Below are 17165 nucleotides of genomic sequence, written 5' to 3'. Positions count from 1 at the left end.
TCGCTATAATTGAGCCGCAGCGCAGCGATTCGAGACCCGAAGAATCGCATGGCGATTGTTTCGGAATCAGAGACCATTCTCCAAAATACGGGCATTCAGTCCGCAGATTTTGCCAAGGTAAATCCTATATATAGATGTGGCCGGGTTTTATGAACCCATATATTGATTTCTCACAAGCTTGGTTCTTAGTGAAGCCATGAGGCGGCCCCAATAAAGTCAAATTTGAAACGTCTAACGTTCTTCAGTGTCCTGCGGTTGTGTTTGGTTGTGAGTTCGCGGGCTGTTTGCCCAAGGTATGAAGCCGCAAAACGATTAGAACGGGCGGAAAGAAATGAGCCACAACCAGGCCGTCGGCGCGACGCGCGACGAACCGAAAATTGAAGGACTTCAACCCGGCGCCAAGCTGTTGCGCGGGCAGTACGAAATCCTGCGTTTTATCAGCAATGGCGGATTTGGGATCACTTACCTTGCTCGCGACAGCCTGGAACGCGAAGTTGTGATCAAGGAATGCTATCCGGGTGCACTTTGCCGCCGTAATGGCGATTTGGTTGAACCCGTTGAGCCGGGTTACAAGGACGATCTGCGTTCGATCATCGATCTGTTCATTCAGGAAGCCCGCAACCATGCGCGCCTGGTGCATCCCAACATCGTCAACGTGCATCAGGTTTTCGAAGACAATGACACAGCGTACATAGCAATGGACTACATCCGCGGCTGTGATCTGCTGGATTACGTGGAAAACCAGGATAACAAAGCGGGACCAGATTTTATCATTCAGGTGACCGAGAAAATGCTGTCCGCGGTCTCGTTCATCCACCAAAGTGGCATGTTGCACCGCGATATCTCGCCCGACAACATTCTGATCGATGAAAACGGCGATCCGGTTCTGATCGACTTTGGCGCAGCCCGGGAACAGGCTGCAAACCAGTCTGCTGCGCTGTTGACCCTGCGCGTCATCAAGGACGGGTATTCGCCCCACGAATTTTACGTTCGCGGCGCAGAACAAGGGCCAAGCAGTGACCTCTATGTTCTTGCGGCGACTTTGTATCACGCGATCAGCGGTGAGCGACCGATCGATGGTCAGACCCGTCTGAACGCATTCAACAACGGTCAGGATGACCCTTACTCGCCGCTGGCGGGGCGCTTTGAAGGATACCCTGAAGGGTTCCTGGAGGCCATTGACAAGGCGATGGAAGTTCACGCAACCGATCGTCTGCAGACCGCTCTGGACTGGTTGCGCATGTTCCGCGGTCCCAGTGTGATGTTCGACAGCTTCGATTACCGGCCCGTTTCCGTGATTGTTGCGATGGACCACAAAGACGAAGAAGCGGAAAAGGCCAGAATTAAGGCCGAGAGCGAGAATGCCGAAGCAGTCGTCACCGCTCTTCTGGCAGGAAACACCGACATTGCATTGGGCAATGAGGACAAAAAAGACGACGAACTGGCCAAGTTCACGCCAAAAGAGGAAGCCGCAGTTGCCGTGGATACCGTTGTCAAAAACGGATCAAGCGGAGCGGGCAAAATTGTGGTCGGCGCGGCGGTCGTCGCGGCCTTGGCGGCGGGCGGGTTTTTTCTGATGTCCGGAGAGCAAAAAACTCCTCCACAAGAGACCGCGTCCGTGCAAACGCCGGCAGAGACAGGCGTCGTCGAAGAAACGGCAGCAGTTGATACACCCGCAGAGGAACCAGTCGAGCAGGTTTCCGAAGCCGTGGTTGAACCAGCACAAGTACAAGCTGAGCCCACTCCGTCGGAAGCGGAAGCCAAGCCAGAGCCTGTCGAGCAGGCCCAGGAAACCCCGGTCGCCACGGACGAGGTAGAAACCGCAGCTACGGAAGTAGCTGAAGCTGAGGTGGCGGAAGCAGCACCTGCAGAGGCCGCTCCGGCCATTCCAGCGGAACCAGTTGAACTGGCGGAGCAGCAGGTCGCATTCTCGCATTGGGACGTGGAAATTCCGTTTCAGACATCCCGGCGACGTGCTTCGACCGGGAACGTGATCGCCGTCACCGGAGTTGACGCAGACATGGACCCGGCGATTGTCGGTGAGTGGGTTCAACGCGGTGCAACGATCTACACTCTGAATGGCAAACCCGTACAAGCGGACACAAGTTTTGCCGCTCAGGTGCTGAATGATCTGAAGGTGGATCAGGATGGTTATATCCGCGTCTCTGCCCGGTATCGGCCTTTGGGTGAAACGCGTCCCCAAAACGGATTGTTGGCGCTTCCGGCCATGCGCGTTCTTGGTCTGGAAAACGGCTATGTCTTTACCATTCAGAACAAAGACGGCGAAGGCTGGAAGACAGTGATAAGTTCTGTACCACCTGAAGCGGAGGGCACATTGCAGGAGGGCGATGTTCTGGTCTCTGAGGCGAATTCGGGCACGACGGTTAATGCCGCGGAAAGCCTGGATGCCTTGCTGGCAGCGCTTGTTTCCGAAAATCAACCTCAGGCAAGGTTCAACGTCTTGCGCATTGGGGTCGAGACAAATGCCAACATGCCGTTGGCGCAGGAGTGATCTGACCGGTTCGTACGTGATCTGCCAGCGTGTGTTTGCTGAGGGCAGCGCCTGAGTTGGCGCCCCTGGCGGGAACCGGCCCGCCGCGGAAGTCAAAAGTGAGTTTGTTATCAGAAATATTCGTGCCGTTGTGCAAGTGCGCGCAGAGGTTAGAAGCAGCTCCATAGGACGCCTGTCCTGTGCCAAAATCAAAGGTGTCGACACCATGTTTAAATACAAAAGCCCTCTTAGCCGGCTTCTCGAAGGTGCCGGCAAACCCAAAGAGACCGAAGCCGAAGAAACTTCAGCGACCGAGACGGAAAAAGCCGAACCGATTGCTGACTTTAACGCGCTGCGCGAAGCGTTGGCTGGTGGCAACATGTCGTCTTCCGACAGCTACGAAGAAGCCGAAGAGTTGGTTCCCGAAGAAAAGATGCCCGATTTTTCCGAGGGTGAAGACGCCGAAGTAGCTCAAGCGGAAGATGACGTCGTTGTGGCGGAAGTCATTGCAGAGGTGCAGGACGTTTCCGACGAGACACCTGAAGCCGAGCCTGTCGTGACGCTGCACACCGCAGCCGCGGAAAGTGCCGAAGCCGCCCCTGAAGAAGCAGTCGAGGAAACCATCGTTGAGGTGGAGGTTTCCGAGCCCGAACAGGTTGTCGATGTGGTGGCAAACGAGCCTTCCGTCCAAGAACCAGTGACCGAAGCGCCGCAGGAACCGCAGCCCGCTCTGGCTGAGGATCGCCGTGGCCGCGTCAAGACGACATTCCTGGGTTTCGAACGCGCCGACACCCATGTTCAGGACCTGATTGAAACAGCGGAACCAGTAGCGAAAACCGAAAATGCCGAACAATCCTTCCCGGTCGGGTGGCTGGTTGTAACCGGCGGTCCGGGTCGCGGTGCCAGCGTCACACTCACCGAAGGTTTGATGCAGATTGGCCGCAATGACGATCAGGCTATTCAGCTGGACTTTGGCGACACCGGCATTTCCCGCAGCAACCACGCGGTTATTGCCTATGACCCGGAAGATCGCAAATGCTATCTGGGCCACGGCGGCAAAGCCAACCTGGTGCGCCTGAATGGTAAACCGGTTCTCAGCACCGTCGCCCTGTCGAGCGGCGACCTGATCCGGATCAGCGAAACCTCGATCCGTTTTGCCGCCTTCTGTGATGACGGCTTTGACTGGCGGGATTCCTGATAGATGCTGGCGACACCGGCATATGATATTGCGCTGATCCTGGACAAGGGCCAGCGCGAAACGCAGGAAGACGCGGTTGCATCACGTATGTTTGACGCGGCGAACGCTGGATATGTCGTCGTCGCCGACGGCATGGGCGGGCACGCAGCAGGTGAAGTGGCCTCGGAACTGGTGATCCAGGCCTGGCGTGACTCGCTGGATGCGGAGCTTGAAGCTGGCACACCGTCTGAATCCGCCCTGATCGACGCCCTACCCCTGGCCGCAATGCAGGCCAATGCGGCAATCGCCAACCATTGCGAAGAGCAAGGTGCCGGATTCAACATGGGGTCGACCCTGTTGGGCGTCCTTTTGCTGGGGCGGCGGCTGTTCTGGATCTCGATCGGTGACAGTCCGCTTTACCTGTTCCGGGACGGCACGTTGTCTCAGATCAACGAAGACCACTCAATGGCGCCGGTGATCGATGCTCAGCGGGCCGAGGGCACCCTGACCGAGGCCGAGGCCCTTGCGCATCCCGACCGCAATCAGCTGACATCAGTCATCATGGGGGCGGCAATCCCAAAGGTCGATTGCCCCGAAGACCCACTCGATCTTACGCCCTCGGATATTTTGGTTTTGGGCAGCGATGGCCTGCAATACCTCAGCAACGCGGAAATTCAGTCCATTCTTCAGGCCAACGCGAACGGTCTTGCGCAAGACATCGCCGGAACGCTGCAGAAAGCGCTGAAGACCAAAGGCGATCCGGATCAGGACAACGCTTCGATCGGCGTCGTGAAACTCACAAAAAACTAAACAAGGCAAAGCAACAGGACCCATGAGACCCCATCTGATCATATCCAGCCTGGCACTTGCTGCCGCAGCGGGCACAGCTTCGGCGCAACAGGCGTGCTCAACGTATGAAATTCAACGCGGCGATAGCCTTCGTGAGCTAACTATCGAAGTGTATTCGACCGAAGATTTTCGCATCATCTATGACGCGAACCGGGATGTGATCGGTAATAATCCGAACATCATTCGGGTCGGTGATGTTCTGACGATGCCTTGTCTGGAAGACATCGGGCGTGCTCCGGCCGCTCCGCAAACCGAAGCCGAGGCTATGGCCGCCGAGATGGCCGCAGAGCTGGTTAAGGCTGCCGAAGATCGCGCCGCCAAAGCCATTGCCGAAGCAGAAGCCCGGGTTGCCGAAGCGGAAGCTGAGGCCAAAAAAGCCAGCGAAGACGCGGTTGTTGAAGCAAAAGCCGCAGCTAAGGAAGAAATCGAAGCGGCCCGGGCCGAGGCCGCTGCGCTGATCCGCAACGCGGATGGCGGAGAACGCCCGGAGATCCGTGACCGCCAACTACTGCTGATCACAGGTGGCAACTACGCGCCCTTCACGGACGAAGCGCTGCCAAATCGCGGTCTCTACACCTATCTGGTCGAAACCGCGATGCTGCGCGCCGCGCCCGAGCAGTCCTATAAGATCCAGTTCGTCAACGACTGGTCGTCACATCTGGATCTGCTGATGCCGACTCTGGCGTTCGATGCAACCTTCCCGTGGTCGCGTCCGAACTGCGAAGAGGCCGAGGCTCTGTCGGAAAAGGACCGTGCGCGGTGCGAAACATACAACTTCTCGAACCCGTTCTACGAAGTTGTGGACACGTTCTTTGCCCGCGAAGGTTCGGGCTATGAGCAAACGCTGACATATGCGGATTTTGCGGGCACAACCATTTGCCGTCCCGAAGGCTGGTCACTGTCACATATGGATGCCGTTGGGCTGTACGAACCGGCTATCACGCTTATGCGCCCGGTTTCCCCGGATGAGTGCTTTCATGCACTTATGGACGGCACAACCGATATCGTAGCAATCGAAGCGCACCTGGCTGTCGAAGCGATCGGACGGCTGGGCTATGAGCACCGTATCATCGAGAACCCCAATCTGGCGGCAATCAAGTCGCTTAACGTCATGACCCACAAAGATAATCCGGATGGGGAAGCGATCCTTGAGACGCTCAATCAGGGTCTGGCGATCATGCAGCAATCCGGAGAGTGGCGAGACATCGTTTCAACCGCTCTGCGTCATCAAATGGAAAATGGCTAAGGCCCCAATTGGCCTGACTAAAAAGTCTGGAGGAAGTGGACATGTTTGAATTAAATCTGAAGAAAGTTGTGATGTCGGCCACCGCCGTCACTGCCCTGAGCGCCGGCGCAGCCGCAGCACAGGAAGCCTGTACAAACTACACGGTCGCAGACGGCGACACGATGGCCACCATCGCCATTGCAGCGTACGGCACCTCGAACTATCAGCCGATCTTCAACGCAAACCGCAACATCATCACCAACCCGAACGCACTTGAGCCGGGTCTGGTTCTGGCCCTGCCCTGTGCCGACGGTAGCCTGCCCAACGGTCAGACCGCCCAGGAAATCATCGCGGCGGAAGAAGCCCGCGCAGCCAGCGTCAAGCGTTCGAGCGTTTATCAGCCGCCGATCAAGCTGGTTACAGGTAACGGCTGGGCCCCATTCGCGGATGAATCGCTTAACGGCGGCGGCGCGATCACCCGTCTGGGAACCACCGCGTTGCAGCGTGGCGGAAACGCGCGCGACTATTCGGTTAGCTTCGTCGACGACTGGAACTCGCATCTGGAAACCTTGCTGCCGCTCGGCGCATTCGACGTGTCGATGGCCTGGAACATGCCGGACTGCACCAACCGTACCTACGAATGGTCCTGGGAAACCGAAGTGCGCTGCACTCAGTTCGACTCGTCCGTTCCGGTTTATGACATCGTGGTTGGCTTCTACACGCTCCCGGAAAGTCAGTATGCAAGCGCTACGACCTTTGATCAGCTTCAAGGCGCCACGGTCTGCCGTATGGACGGCTGGTTCATCCACGATATGGAGCAGGAAGGTCTGCACAACGGCGAAACCATGACACTAATGCAGCCGATCACCGCACGCGAATGCCTTGACGCCGTTCTGACCGGCACCGCAGATGTTGCGACCTTCGAAGTTCAGCTGTTCTCGGACACCATGGTGGAAATGGGCCTGAACCAGAACGATCTGGTTGAAAACCCCTTCGTGACCTCGCTGTCCTCGCTGCGCTTCATCAGCCACCGCAGCAACCCGTTCGGCAAGCAGTACCTGGCAATGCTGAACAAAGGCCTAAACGAGATGCGTGAATCCGGCGAATGGTACGCAATCGTTTCGGACACGCTGCGCGAGCACAACGAAAAGCTGATGGCAGCTTCAAACTGATCATTCGGAATTCCGAGTGTCCGAGGGCTGGTCTACTGACCAGCCCTTTTTCGTTCAAATCCAGAGGATCAGCGTTTTGTTCTTTGGTGGAACCCGAATGACTACGGGAAACCCCTAATACCGAAAAATTGTCGACGGGTTAACATGGATTCAACTGTACCGGTGAGGCTCTGGCCTTACCACTCACTCAAAAAGGGCCGACTTTGGGGGTCGGCCCTTTTTCGTGCAACTGTCTCAAATAACAAAAACACCCACGCCGCAGGGCGTGGGTACTGTCTATCAGTCGATGATCGCGTTCAGTGTTGCGCTGGGACGCATGACCGCCGCAGTTTTTGCCGGATCGGTGTGATAGTACCCACCTAGGTCCGCTGCCGCACCCTGTGCAGACTCCAGTTCGGACAGAATCTGACCTTCTTTGTCTGCCAGTTCCTTGGCGACCGGAGCAAACTCGGCTGCCAGTTCTGGGTCATCCGACTGCGCGGCCAAAGCTTGGGCCCAGTAACGTGCAAACCAGTAGTGGCTGTCGCGGTTATCGGGCTGACCGACTTTGCGGCTGGGCGACTTGTTGTTGTCCAGAATGCCTTGCGTAGCAGCTTCGGCTGCGGCACCCAGAACACCTGCTTTGGCGTTACCTTTGCTGTCGGCCAGGAAGTTCAGCGATTCACCCAAAGCGCAGAACTCACCCATCGAGTCCCAGCGCAGGTGGTTTTCTTCGACCAGCTGCTGCACGTGTTTCGGTGCCGAACCGCCCGCGCCCGTCTCGAACAGTCCACCGCCATTCATCAGTTTGACGATCGACAGCATTTTGGCCGAGGTGCCCAGTTCCAAAATCGGGAACAGGTCGGTCAGATAATCGCGCAGCACGTTACCGGTAATGGCAATGCTGTCCTTGCCCGCTGTGATGGTCTCCAGCGACTGATGGGTTGCCTCACGCGGGGCCATGATCAGGAATTTGTCAGCCACGCCCGCGGCCTCAAGCGCTGGTTTGACGTACTTGATCAGTTCTGCATCATGGGCGCGGTTCGCATCCAGCCAGAAGATCGCCTCGGAACCGGTCAGGCGCTGACGATCCATCGCCAGTTGAATCCAGTTTTCGATCGGCGCTTTCTTGACGGTGCAGGCACGCCAGATGTCGCCTTTTTCGACGTCATGCGAGTGCAGCACGTCACCATTGGTCAGAACGATACGGATGGTGCCGTCGGCGGGTGCTTCGAAGGTCGTCGGGTGCGAGCCGTATTCCTCGGCCTTTTGCGCCATCAGGCCCACGTTTGCCACGGCACCGGCAGTGGCCGGGTTCAGTGCGCCGTTGGCCTTGAAGAAGTTGATGGTCTCGTCATAGACGGGCGCATAGCAACGATCTGGGATCACGCAGTTGGTGTCGCCCTTGGCGCCGGTCTCATCCCAGCCCTTGCCGCCCGCCCGGATCACAGCGGGCATCGAGGCGTCGATGATCACGTCCGAAGGCACGTGCAGGTTGGTGATACCCTTGTCCGAGTCCACCATGTACATTGAAGGACGGTCTGCCTTGATCGCATCAATTGCCGCCATGATGTCGGCATTGTCTTTCACGCGATCCAACAGATCACCAAGGCCCGAGTTCGGGTTCACACCCAAAGCGTCCAGCTCTGCACCGAACTTCTCGAACACCGGCGCCAGCCAGACCTTTACCGCATAGCCGAAAATGATCGGGTCGGAGACCTTCATCATCGTCGCCTTCATATGCAGCGAGAACATGGTGCCGTCTTTTTTGGTGTCCTCAATCGCGTCCGCCAGAAATGAAGACAGTGCGTTGACCGACATGAAGGTCGCATCGGCAACAGTGCCTTCCGCCAGAGGCCAGGCATCTTTCAGAACAGTCACGCTCCCGTCCTTGCCAACAAATTCGATCTTGGCATCGCCGGCTTGCGCAGCGGTGATGGTGGCGGATTTTTCATTGGCATAGAAATCATTGCCGGACATGGAGGACACTTTTGTTTTGCTGTCCGACATCCATTCGCCCATCGAATGCGGGTTTTTCTGCGCGTAGTTTTTCACGGCCCGGGCGGCACGACGGTCGCTGTTACCTTCACGCAGAACCGGGTTCACGGCCGAACCCTTGATGGCGTCGTAACGCGCGCGGATTGCTTTCTCGTCATCTGTCGAGGGCTCTTCAGGATAGTTCGGGATATCGTAACCCTGCGACTGCAGCTCTTCGATTGCCGCCACCAGCTGCGGGACCGAGGCCGAAATGTTCGGCAGCTTGATCACATTAGCATCGGGGGTTTTTACCAGCTCGCCCAAAGCGGCCAGATCATCGGTGATACGCTGTGCGTCGGTCAGGTTTTCCGGGAAGGTCGCCAGAATACGGCCCGCAAGGGAAATGTCTTTGGTACCAACGCTGACGCCCGCCGCCGAAGCGAACTTGCGAATGATGGGCAGGAACGAGGCGCTGGCCAGCTCGGGCGCTTCGTCTACAATGGTATACAATATGTCGAAGTTCGATTTATCTGCCATATTCTTTTACCTTTTTTAAGCCTTTCGGGGCGTGCGATCCAAGAGTGTGCCACAAATGCGTGGCGAGGGATGGGCGCGTTTAACCTACCGCCCAACGGTGACTCTGTTTTGACAGGGCCTCCCATAAATGACGTTTGGCCCGGGATCAATCGTCTAGAGGCCGCGCAAATTGACACGGGGTTGCTGAAATCGCAGAATTTGAGCGTTCATTGCGTACTAACAACCGCTATTGGCGCGGCATTAGCCTCTTTCCGGAGGCCCATATTTCCTAAAGCCGCTGGTCCGTCCGAGATGATCGAGATACTCGTCTATCGCTTTGTTCAATTGCTGGACAGAGCCCGCCCATGCTTCTTGCGACACCTCTATCCCCGCGCCGCGGATGATACGAAGAATTGCGCGTCGACCGTTTTTTCCTGAATTTTTGAGAAAAGCAGCGATCTCTTTCTTGGCCAGGTCCGGCCGTTCAAGCATTGCTAAAAGCAAATACCGATACATCCATTGTCGGTCTTGCCCAATAACCAGCATGCTATGAGCCTTTTGGTACCATCTTCCGATCAGATTTCTATTGGCCAAGTCGTATTCCAGATGTCGTTCCGCATAATCCTTGACGTATTTGATCCCCTCTTCCTCTATTCCAATTTTCAGGTGAACAATCGCCGGCAGCAATGCTTCGTACTCTATTCCGGGTTTGAGTTGTGCCAGTTGTGTCAGGGCGTTCATCGCACTTTCATGATCGCGGCTAAACATCAGATCGAATTGAACCTGGGTATCATAAACCCAGACTTGATTTGGCCATCGCCGTTTCGCCTCTTTCAGAAACTCTTTTGCACCATCGATCCCATAGAGTTCATGATGCATTCGGTGCAAATACTGGCCCACGTTCTTGTAATCAGGATCGATTTCAAGAACCCGCTCATATCCTTTCATGGCATCGGCATGCTTTCCCTGCCATTCGTCAAATTTCGACTTGTAGAAAAGCCCTGAGATTCTGTCGGGGTCGGATTGCAGCACTTCGGAATAATCCGAGTCCGCAGCGTCGACATTGCCCAAAACGTCATGCACGAAAGCCCGCCTAAGCAGCGAAACTGAGTCACCCGGCAGCGATTTCAAAGCGCTGTTATAGTCCACGATCGCTTTGTCATACCTTTTGCCGCAGTAGTAGGCCCAGCCACGCGCCCTTAGGAGAGCGTTTTGCTGCACGGGGGTTAGTCCCTCCGCATTCATCAGCGTCGTGCAGGCCGCAACCACCTTGGTCAAGCCGCCCTTGTTCCCCAAACATGAAGCGGACAACTGAGAGTAGGAAGGGGTGGAGTTTAACGACAGCAGCAAGGTGGCAAACACAACAATTAATGCTGCAAGGCGTATGTGCATATGGGCTCCGCAGGTGAATACCACTCACCTTAAGGTGGTAGGTAGACACAGATTCTCAAGAGAGGCGCGCAGCCAACTATCTGTAAGTGATACGAAAAAGTCACAGGAGCAATCGCGATGATTGATCAGACTCCCCAGGTATCGCTCAGGCGATATCCGCCCGGCCAGGGATCGTCCGGGTCCAGCATGTGCTGATGCGTGCCAGTGATCCAACCACGGCCGCTAATCTCGGGGATAATGGCCGCGCGCCCGCCGACCTGAGTTTCCTGAACAATCCTGCCGGTAAAGCGCGAACCAATGATCGATATTGCCTCGAACGTCTGGTCAACCCTCATCTGCCCTTTCGCCGCCATTAAAGCCATGCGCGCGGAGACGGCTGTTCCGGTGGGTGAACGGTCGACCTTGCCGGGTTGGATCGCAACGGCGGATTTGCCGCGCAGCCCCGTTGCGGTTTGCCCGAGCGGTCCGCAGAAGGCGCAAAAAGAAATGTGGTTCCAGTCCGGATTGTCTGGATGCGTGAACCCCAATTGTTCATTGGCCGAATTGGTGATCGCGACGCCCAGTCGCGCGATGTCGTGGGCCTCATCCTCAGTTATCTCAAACCCAAGGGATTTGGCGTCGATCACGACAAAACTGTCACCGCCATAGGCTGTGTCAACAGTCAAGGTGCCAATGCCAGGAACTTCCAAAGGGACCGAGAGTTTGTCGACAAAGCTCGGCAGGTTCTGAACGAATACTCGTTCTGCCTTGCCGTCCCGGCATTCGGCTCGCACGCGGACCAGCCCTCCGGGCGCTTCGAGCGTCAGAGTCGTCTCGGGTTCGTGCATCGGGATGATCCCGCCATCCAGCAAAACCGTTGCGACACAGATCGAATTCGAGCCGGACATGGGCGGCGTGTCTTCAGGCTCCATAATGATAAAGGCGGCATCCGCCTCTGGATGAATGGGCGGAACCAGCAGATTGACATGACGAAATACGCCACCGCGGGGCTCGTTCAGCACGAAATTTCGTAGGGTCTGGTCTTGCGCAATGAAAGAGCGTTGCTCCCACAGGGTTTTACCCGGCGGTGGTGATACACCCCCTACGATGACGTCGCCGACCTCGCCTTCCGCGTGGGCAGAAACAACGTGGATGGCTTTGGTGCTGCGCATATGCCCTCCTTAAAACCGCGTGGCCGAGTAAGGCACTAGGGAAATCGGAGTCTCGACCGCATCGATCATCGCTCCGACAAGTTCGGCGGTTCCAGCAGATTGGGTCAAGCCCAGATGCCCGTGGCCAAACGCGTAAATAACGCTGAGCGCATTGGGTGAAGCGCCGATTACCGGAAGGCTGTCAGGCATTGAAGGGCGGAACCCCATCCACTGCGTGCCACCTTCAGTTTTCAGGCCCGGCATGAATTCCGTGGCCTTTTTCAGCAGAGTGTCGGCACGCTTGAAATTGGGTGGCAGGGTCAGCCCGCCCAGTTCCACTGCCCCGCCGACACGTACACCGCCATTGATCCTGCTAGCCACAAAGCCGTGGCGCGAAAAGGTCAGGTGCGTTCGCAGGTCAAATGCACCTTCGGGCAACGTCGTGTTGTATCCACGCTCTGTTTCCAGAGGGATGCTATCACCCAAAGTACGAGCGATGTGATGAGACCATGCGCCTGCCGCAATCACCGCTTTGGAAACCTCCAGAGAACCGTTCGAAAATGTGATCCGCACACCATTCTCCAACGGTGCCAGCGCACGAACGTCCCGCCGTTCAATCTGGCCACCTCGGTGGCAGAAGACCTGCGCCAGATGATCCACCCATTTCTTGGGGTCAGTAGTATTCAGCCAGTTCGGAGTAAAACCTGCATGGGTAAAGCGCGCGCTGAGACCGGGTTGCTTTTCTGCTATTGCAGCAGGGCTTTTGAGTAGCTCAAATTCGACCCCATGTTCGCGCCGCAGGTCCCAAGTCGGCAGGCTAGCACGAAATTCTGCATCGCTTTCATACAGTTGCATCTGCCCATCGCGTTGCAGCAACGGTTCTGCTTTCACGAATGGAACCAGCCGTTCCAACGCTTGGCGGGACAGTTCCATCAGGCCCGCTTGTGCGCTCAGCGCGTCCTTGTAGCGACCTGATCGGCTAGCGCGCCAAAAACGGTACATCCAGGGTGCGATTTGCAATGCGTATGCTGGGGGAATAGACAGAGGGCCCAACGGGTCCAGCAGCCACATCGGGGCCTTGCGCATTATACCAGGTGTCGCCAGCGGCTCCACTTCAGAGAACGCAAAAGCCCCCGCATTGCCCGCCGAGGTTTCTGCGGCGACACCTTTCCTATCCACTACAAGAACGGAGTGCCCGCGTCGTTGAAGCTCGAGCGCTGTCGTAATGCCAATAACACCGGCACCGATGACAACAACCTGTGGGGTCATGTCTCGATCCCTGCCCTGAAAGGATCATTTTCGTCGAACAGCAGTTTCGAATCTGCCATGACAAACGCCTGCCCGGTGATTGACGGGATCACGCCCCCTTCCCGACCCGGCTGGTAAGACAATCGATATGTGCTGCCGATAACGCTTTCCTGTACGATCTCCTGTCCGGGTGCCAGGCGCCCATCTGCGGCCAGACAGGCCAGCCGGGCCGAGCTCCCAGTGCCACACGGCGAACGGTCGTAATTGTCGTCAGGGCAAAGAACGAAGTTGCGACTGTGGACAGACGGGTCCGGCGACGCATCCTGAAAGATGACGTGGTCAATCGGCTCGCCTTCTTCGCCGCCAACCTCCTGCGCAATTGACGCCTTGCGAATGGCGACCGTCATATCGGTCAGCTTCGGGATATTGCCGGGATTCACCGGTATCGGGCTGGGATCGACGATAAAGAACCAGTTTCCTCCGTAAGCCACATCTCCTGTCACTTTGCCGTGACCAGGGACGTCAAGCTCAATGCCTTGGCGAACTCTGCGGCTTTCGATGTTTGTCACGGTGACGGTGTTGCGATCAAGGAGTTCAACCGTCACCACGCCGGCTGGGGTTTCGATCCGATGACTGCCGATGCCAATTCGGTCCATATGCGCCAGCGTTACGGCCAGGCCAATGGTCCCGTGCCCGCACATTCCCAGAACGGCGTCCACGTCGAAGTAGATCACGCCTGTGACACACGTCGGATCAACAGGTTCGACCAGTAAGGCGCCAACCATAGCGGGCTGACCCCGCGGCTCCAACATTACAGATCGATAGAACGCCTCATGCTGGGTCGCCAATCGCCGGGCGCGCTCCGCCAACGATCCGGAGCCTAGATCGGGGGCGCCGTCCAGAATGACACGCGTCGGCTCACCCCCGGTGTGGCTGTCGATCACTCGCATTCAGTGATCACCCCACCCTGCTTGGACCATTCTGCAAACCAGGTGCGGAACAGGTCGTATTGCTGTTCGCAATAGTTACGTTGCGCATCGGTCAATTCATCGGTTTCGTTGAAATGCAGGCGATATTCCGGCTCACCGTTCAGCACCAGCAGGTGCTTGTAGTACAGCACCAGATCCGGCCCTTCGTCAAAACTGGACAGCACTTGAATCGCCTCGGTCAGCTCTTGCGCCCGCTGCCGGGCTTCGGCGTTTCCATCTGCCGCCTTTTTTGACAAGGACGCCAGCAACAAAGCCTCGCGCGGCAGGGCTGTACCGATCCCGGTGATCGACCCAGTCGCACCGCAATTGACAAAGCCGTGGTAGACCTCGGTGTCCACACCCACCATCAGAGTGACCTGATCGTCCTGGCTGGTGATGTTCTCGGCGGCGTAGCGCAGGTCGTCCTTGCCGCCGAACTCCTTGAAGCCAATCAGGTTCGGATGTTCGACGCGCAGGGCAAAGAACAGGTCCGCGCGGGTGGCAAAGCCATAATATGGACTGTTGTAGATGATTGCCGGAACTTCCGGCGCGGCAGACAAGATTGCCTTGAAGTGGTTCCTTTGCGCGGTCGGAGAGCTACCCCGCGACAAAACCCGTGGAATGACCATCAAGCCAACTGCGCCCACCTTTTGCGCATGGGCTGCATGGGCGACAGCGGACTTGGTGTTGATAGCGCCAGTACCGACCACGACGGGCAATCCAGCATCGATCAAGCGTTCGACCCCTTCCATCCGCTGCGCATCGGTCAACAGGGGCCAATCCCCCATTGATCCGCAATAGACCACCGCCGACATGCCCGCTTCAATCATCTGCTTTCCCTTGCGCACCAATGCGTCAAAGTCAGGGGTGCGGTCAGGTTTGCATGGTGTCATCAGCGCCGGCATCGTGCCGGTGAAAACGTTGGTCGACATGGGGTGCTTCCTTAAAACAATCGGCGTTTGGGGCGGCTTGGCAAGCCCTTCGGAATCGCCATAACGGATATTGGATACAAAATCCAGAAAAAAGGAAAACGCGCCTGATCGATGACCAGACGCGCCCAAAAAAAGTTCGCGAAGACGTCAGCGGAGCCTGTAGCCCGTGTCCGGATCAAACAACATAGCCCGTTCAGGACGAACGACGATGCCGATCTTGTCACCCTGCCTGCTGCGCTGGTCGTCCCGCTCCTCGACAATCAGTTTATCTCCGTTCGGCGTCAGCAGGTATGAATAGCTTACACCGCCAAGTGCCTCGGTCAGATCGACTGAGCAAGTGTCGCCCGAACGATCAACTTCGATATGTTCCGGACGGATGCCCAGGGTTACTTTGTCCAATCCCGCAGGCACATTGACTGGGATTGTCAACGGCTCACTAAGCGCCGGGTGCGAAACCTTTCCGTCCACAAAGTCGCAATCTAGAAAGTTCATCGCCGGAGACCCTATGAAACCGGCCACAAATCGGTTGTCGGGATCGCGATACAAGTCCATCGGCGCACCAACTTGCTCAATCCTGCCGTCGCGCAACACCACAATTTTATCGGCCATGGTCATTGCCTCGACCTGATCATGGGTCACATAGATCATGGTCGCACCGATTTCATTGTGTAGCCGTGCAATCTCGACCCGCATCTCAACGCGTAGCTCCGCGTCGAGGTTGGACAGGGGTTCGTCAAACAAAAACACCTCAGGGCCACGAACAATTGCGCGACCGATAGCAACCCGCTGTCGCTGACCGCCAGACAATGCCTTGGGCTTGCGCTTGAGGTACTGGTCAAGCTTCAGGATACTCGACGCTTCCTGAACCTTTTGGTCTATATCAGACTTGGCCACGCCATTCATGCGCAGGCCAAACCCCATGTTTTCGGCTACGGTCATGTGCGGATAGAGGGCATAGGTCTGAAAAACCATCGCAACACCGCGTTTGGCTGGGTCTACATGCGTCACATCGCGTGGACCAATGTGAATTTGGCCCTCCGACGTTTCTTCAAGGCCCGCAATCATCCGCAAGAGAGTGGACTTACCGCACCCCGAGGGACCAACAAACACGCAAAACTCGCCATCCTCGATCTGAAGATCGATACCGTGAATGACTTGAGTCTGGCCGTAGCGTTTAACCGCTTGATTCAGAGTTACACCCGTCATGTTGCTTGCATCCTGTCGTTTTTTACATTCGGGCGGGTTTCGGGAAACCGCCAGGCTTGTGCTTCTGATCCAATCTGCTCGGCGACGCGGCGGACGCGCGGCACCCAGGTTTCCAGTTGATCGAAATCCATTCGTTCCGTGGACCCGGTGACCGAGATTGCGCCCAGCATGCGGCCGGTCGACGTCAGGATCGGACAGGCTATGCAAATGATGCCGGGCTCATGTTCTTCATCGTCGACGGCGTAGCCTCGGTCTCGGATCAATTCCAGATCGGCGCGCAGCGCGTTTTCTGAGGTCAGCGTTTTTTCCGTAAACTGGTGGTAACTCTGCTGAGAAAGCGCCCTGTTTTGCGCATCTTCATCCAGAAACGCCATCATGGCTTTACCAACACCGGTGCAATAGGCCGGACCGACCTTACCGGCCTGCGAAAACATTTCAATCGGCTGGGCCGCGTTGCGTTTGTCCACATACAACACCTGACCGGCATCCAGCTGCGCCAAATGGACGGTTTCCCCCGTCTCGCGGCTGAGAGCGTCCAGAAACGGCCGTGCTATTGGCGCCAAAGAGCTTTGCGTCCACGCGGCGTGGGCCAACCTCACCAAGCGCATTCCGGGCGCATAAGTCTGCCGCTCGGGATCGTAAGACAACATGCCCTGATTGGTCAGGGTTTGCAGAAACCGATAAAGAGTCGCCTTGGGGAAATCGCTGCTGTCCAGCAATTCAGCAAATCGAACCGGGCGGGCAAAAGCCGCGACCTGATCCAGCACATCACATGCTTTTCCTATTGTACCGTCACCAGCCACGGATGTTCATTCTCCTCCCGTTTCCCAAGGCCGTCGGCGCAAGGGTCTTGACAAGACTAACCGAGTCGATGTGTAGTTTTCAATATATAAAACACAGTTT

General features: G+C 56.7%; 13 protein-coding genes. 5 read left to right on the top strand and 8 right to left on the bottom strand.

What is annotated here, in order from left to right:
* Positions 1-331: 331 nt before the first annotated feature.
* The 5 genes from ACR0AA_RS13175 (at position 332) to ACR0AA_RS13155 (ending at position 6914) form a co-directional block, all read left to right on the top strand.
* Positions 332-2512, top strand: a complete 2181-nt coding sequence (locus ACR0AA_RS13175; RefSeq protein ID WP_480664515.1) for a serine/threonine protein kinase — start codon at positions 332-334, stop codon at positions 2510-2512.
* Between the two features lie 205 nt (positions 2513-2717).
* Positions 2718-3689, top strand: coding sequence for an FHA domain-containing protein (locus ACR0AA_RS13170; RefSeq protein WP_480756202.1), 972 nt, complete (start codon positions 2718-2720; stop codon positions 3687-3689).
* A gap of 3 nt (positions 3690-3692) precedes the next feature.
* On the top strand, positions 3693-4478 hold the full coding sequence (locus tag ACR0AA_RS13165; RefSeq protein WP_480664511.1) for a PP2C family protein-serine/threonine phosphatase: 786 nt from the start codon (positions 3693-3695) through the stop codon (positions 4476-4478).
* A 22-nt stretch (positions 4479-4500) separates the two neighbouring features.
* A complete protein-coding gene (locus ACR0AA_RS13160) occupies positions 4501-5763 on the top strand; it encodes a type 2 periplasmic-binding domain-containing protein (protein WP_480664510.1) in 1263 nt (420 codons plus the stop codon).
* A 41-nt stretch (positions 5764-5804) separates the two neighbouring features.
* Entirely contained in the window at positions 5805-6914 is a 1110-nt protein-coding gene (locus ACR0AA_RS13155; RefSeq protein WP_480664508.1) for a peptidoglycan-binding protein LysM, read from the top strand.
* Between the two features lie 279 nt (positions 6915-7193).
* Here the strand turns inward: ACR0AA_RS13155 and ACR0AA_RS13150 are convergent, their stop codons facing one another.
* The 8 genes from ACR0AA_RS13150 to ACR0AA_RS13115 all read right to left on the bottom strand — a co-directional run bounded on the left by ACR0AA_RS13150 (position 7194) and on the right by ACR0AA_RS13115 (position 17065).
* A complete protein-coding gene (locus ACR0AA_RS13150; protein WP_480756201.1) occupies positions 7194-9407 on the bottom strand; it encodes an NADP-dependent isocitrate dehydrogenase in 2214 nt (737 codons plus the stop codon).
* 240 nt (positions 9408-9647) lie between these two features.
* A complete protein-coding gene (locus tag ACR0AA_RS13145) occupies positions 9648-10778 on the bottom strand; it encodes a tetratricopeptide repeat protein (RefSeq protein ID WP_480664504.1) in 1131 nt (376 codons plus the stop codon).
* Positions 10779-10903: 125 nt separating this feature from the next.
* Positions 10904-11929 (bottom strand): trans-3-hydroxy-L-proline dehydratase, encoded by a 1026-nt coding sequence (locus tag ACR0AA_RS13140; protein WP_480756200.1) that lies wholly within the window; start codon positions 11927-11929, stop codon positions 10904-10906.
* 9 nt (positions 11930-11938) lie between these two features.
* On the bottom strand, positions 11939-13177 hold the full coding sequence (locus ACR0AA_RS13135; RefSeq protein ID WP_480664500.1) for an NAD(P)/FAD-dependent oxidoreductase: 1239 nt from the start codon (positions 13175-13177) through the stop codon (positions 11939-11941).
* Entirely contained in the window at positions 13174-14106 is a 933-nt protein-coding gene (locus ACR0AA_RS13130; protein WP_480756199.1) for a 4-hydroxyproline epimerase, read from the bottom strand. Before ACR0AA_RS13130 ends, ACR0AA_RS13135 begins: the two co-directional genes overlap by 4 nt.
* Complete coding sequence (locus ACR0AA_RS13125; protein ID WP_480664496.1) at positions 14097-15056, bottom strand: dihydrodipicolinate synthase family protein; 960 nt, start codon at positions 15054-15056, stop codon at positions 14097-14099. The genes ACR0AA_RS13130 and ACR0AA_RS13125 overlap by 10 nt, the downstream gene beginning before the upstream one ends.
* Before the next feature lie 147 nt (positions 15057-15203).
* On the bottom strand, positions 15204-16262 hold the full coding sequence (locus ACR0AA_RS13120) for an ABC transporter ATP-binding protein (protein WP_480664494.1): 1059 nt from the start codon (positions 16260-16262) through the stop codon (positions 15204-15206).
* Positions 16259-17065, bottom strand: coding sequence for an IclR family transcriptional regulator (locus ACR0AA_RS13115; protein ID WP_480664492.1), 807 nt, complete (start codon positions 17063-17065; stop codon positions 16259-16261). Before ACR0AA_RS13115 ends, ACR0AA_RS13120 begins: the two co-directional genes overlap by 4 nt.
* Positions 17066-17165 lie beyond the last annotated feature (100 nt).

The sequence above is a fragment of the Ruegeria sp. CE8 genome (genome assembly GCF_056537465.1).
The sequence above is the reverse complement of the archived record's forward strand: the minus strand, read 5'-3'. Positions and strand labels throughout refer to the sequence as shown.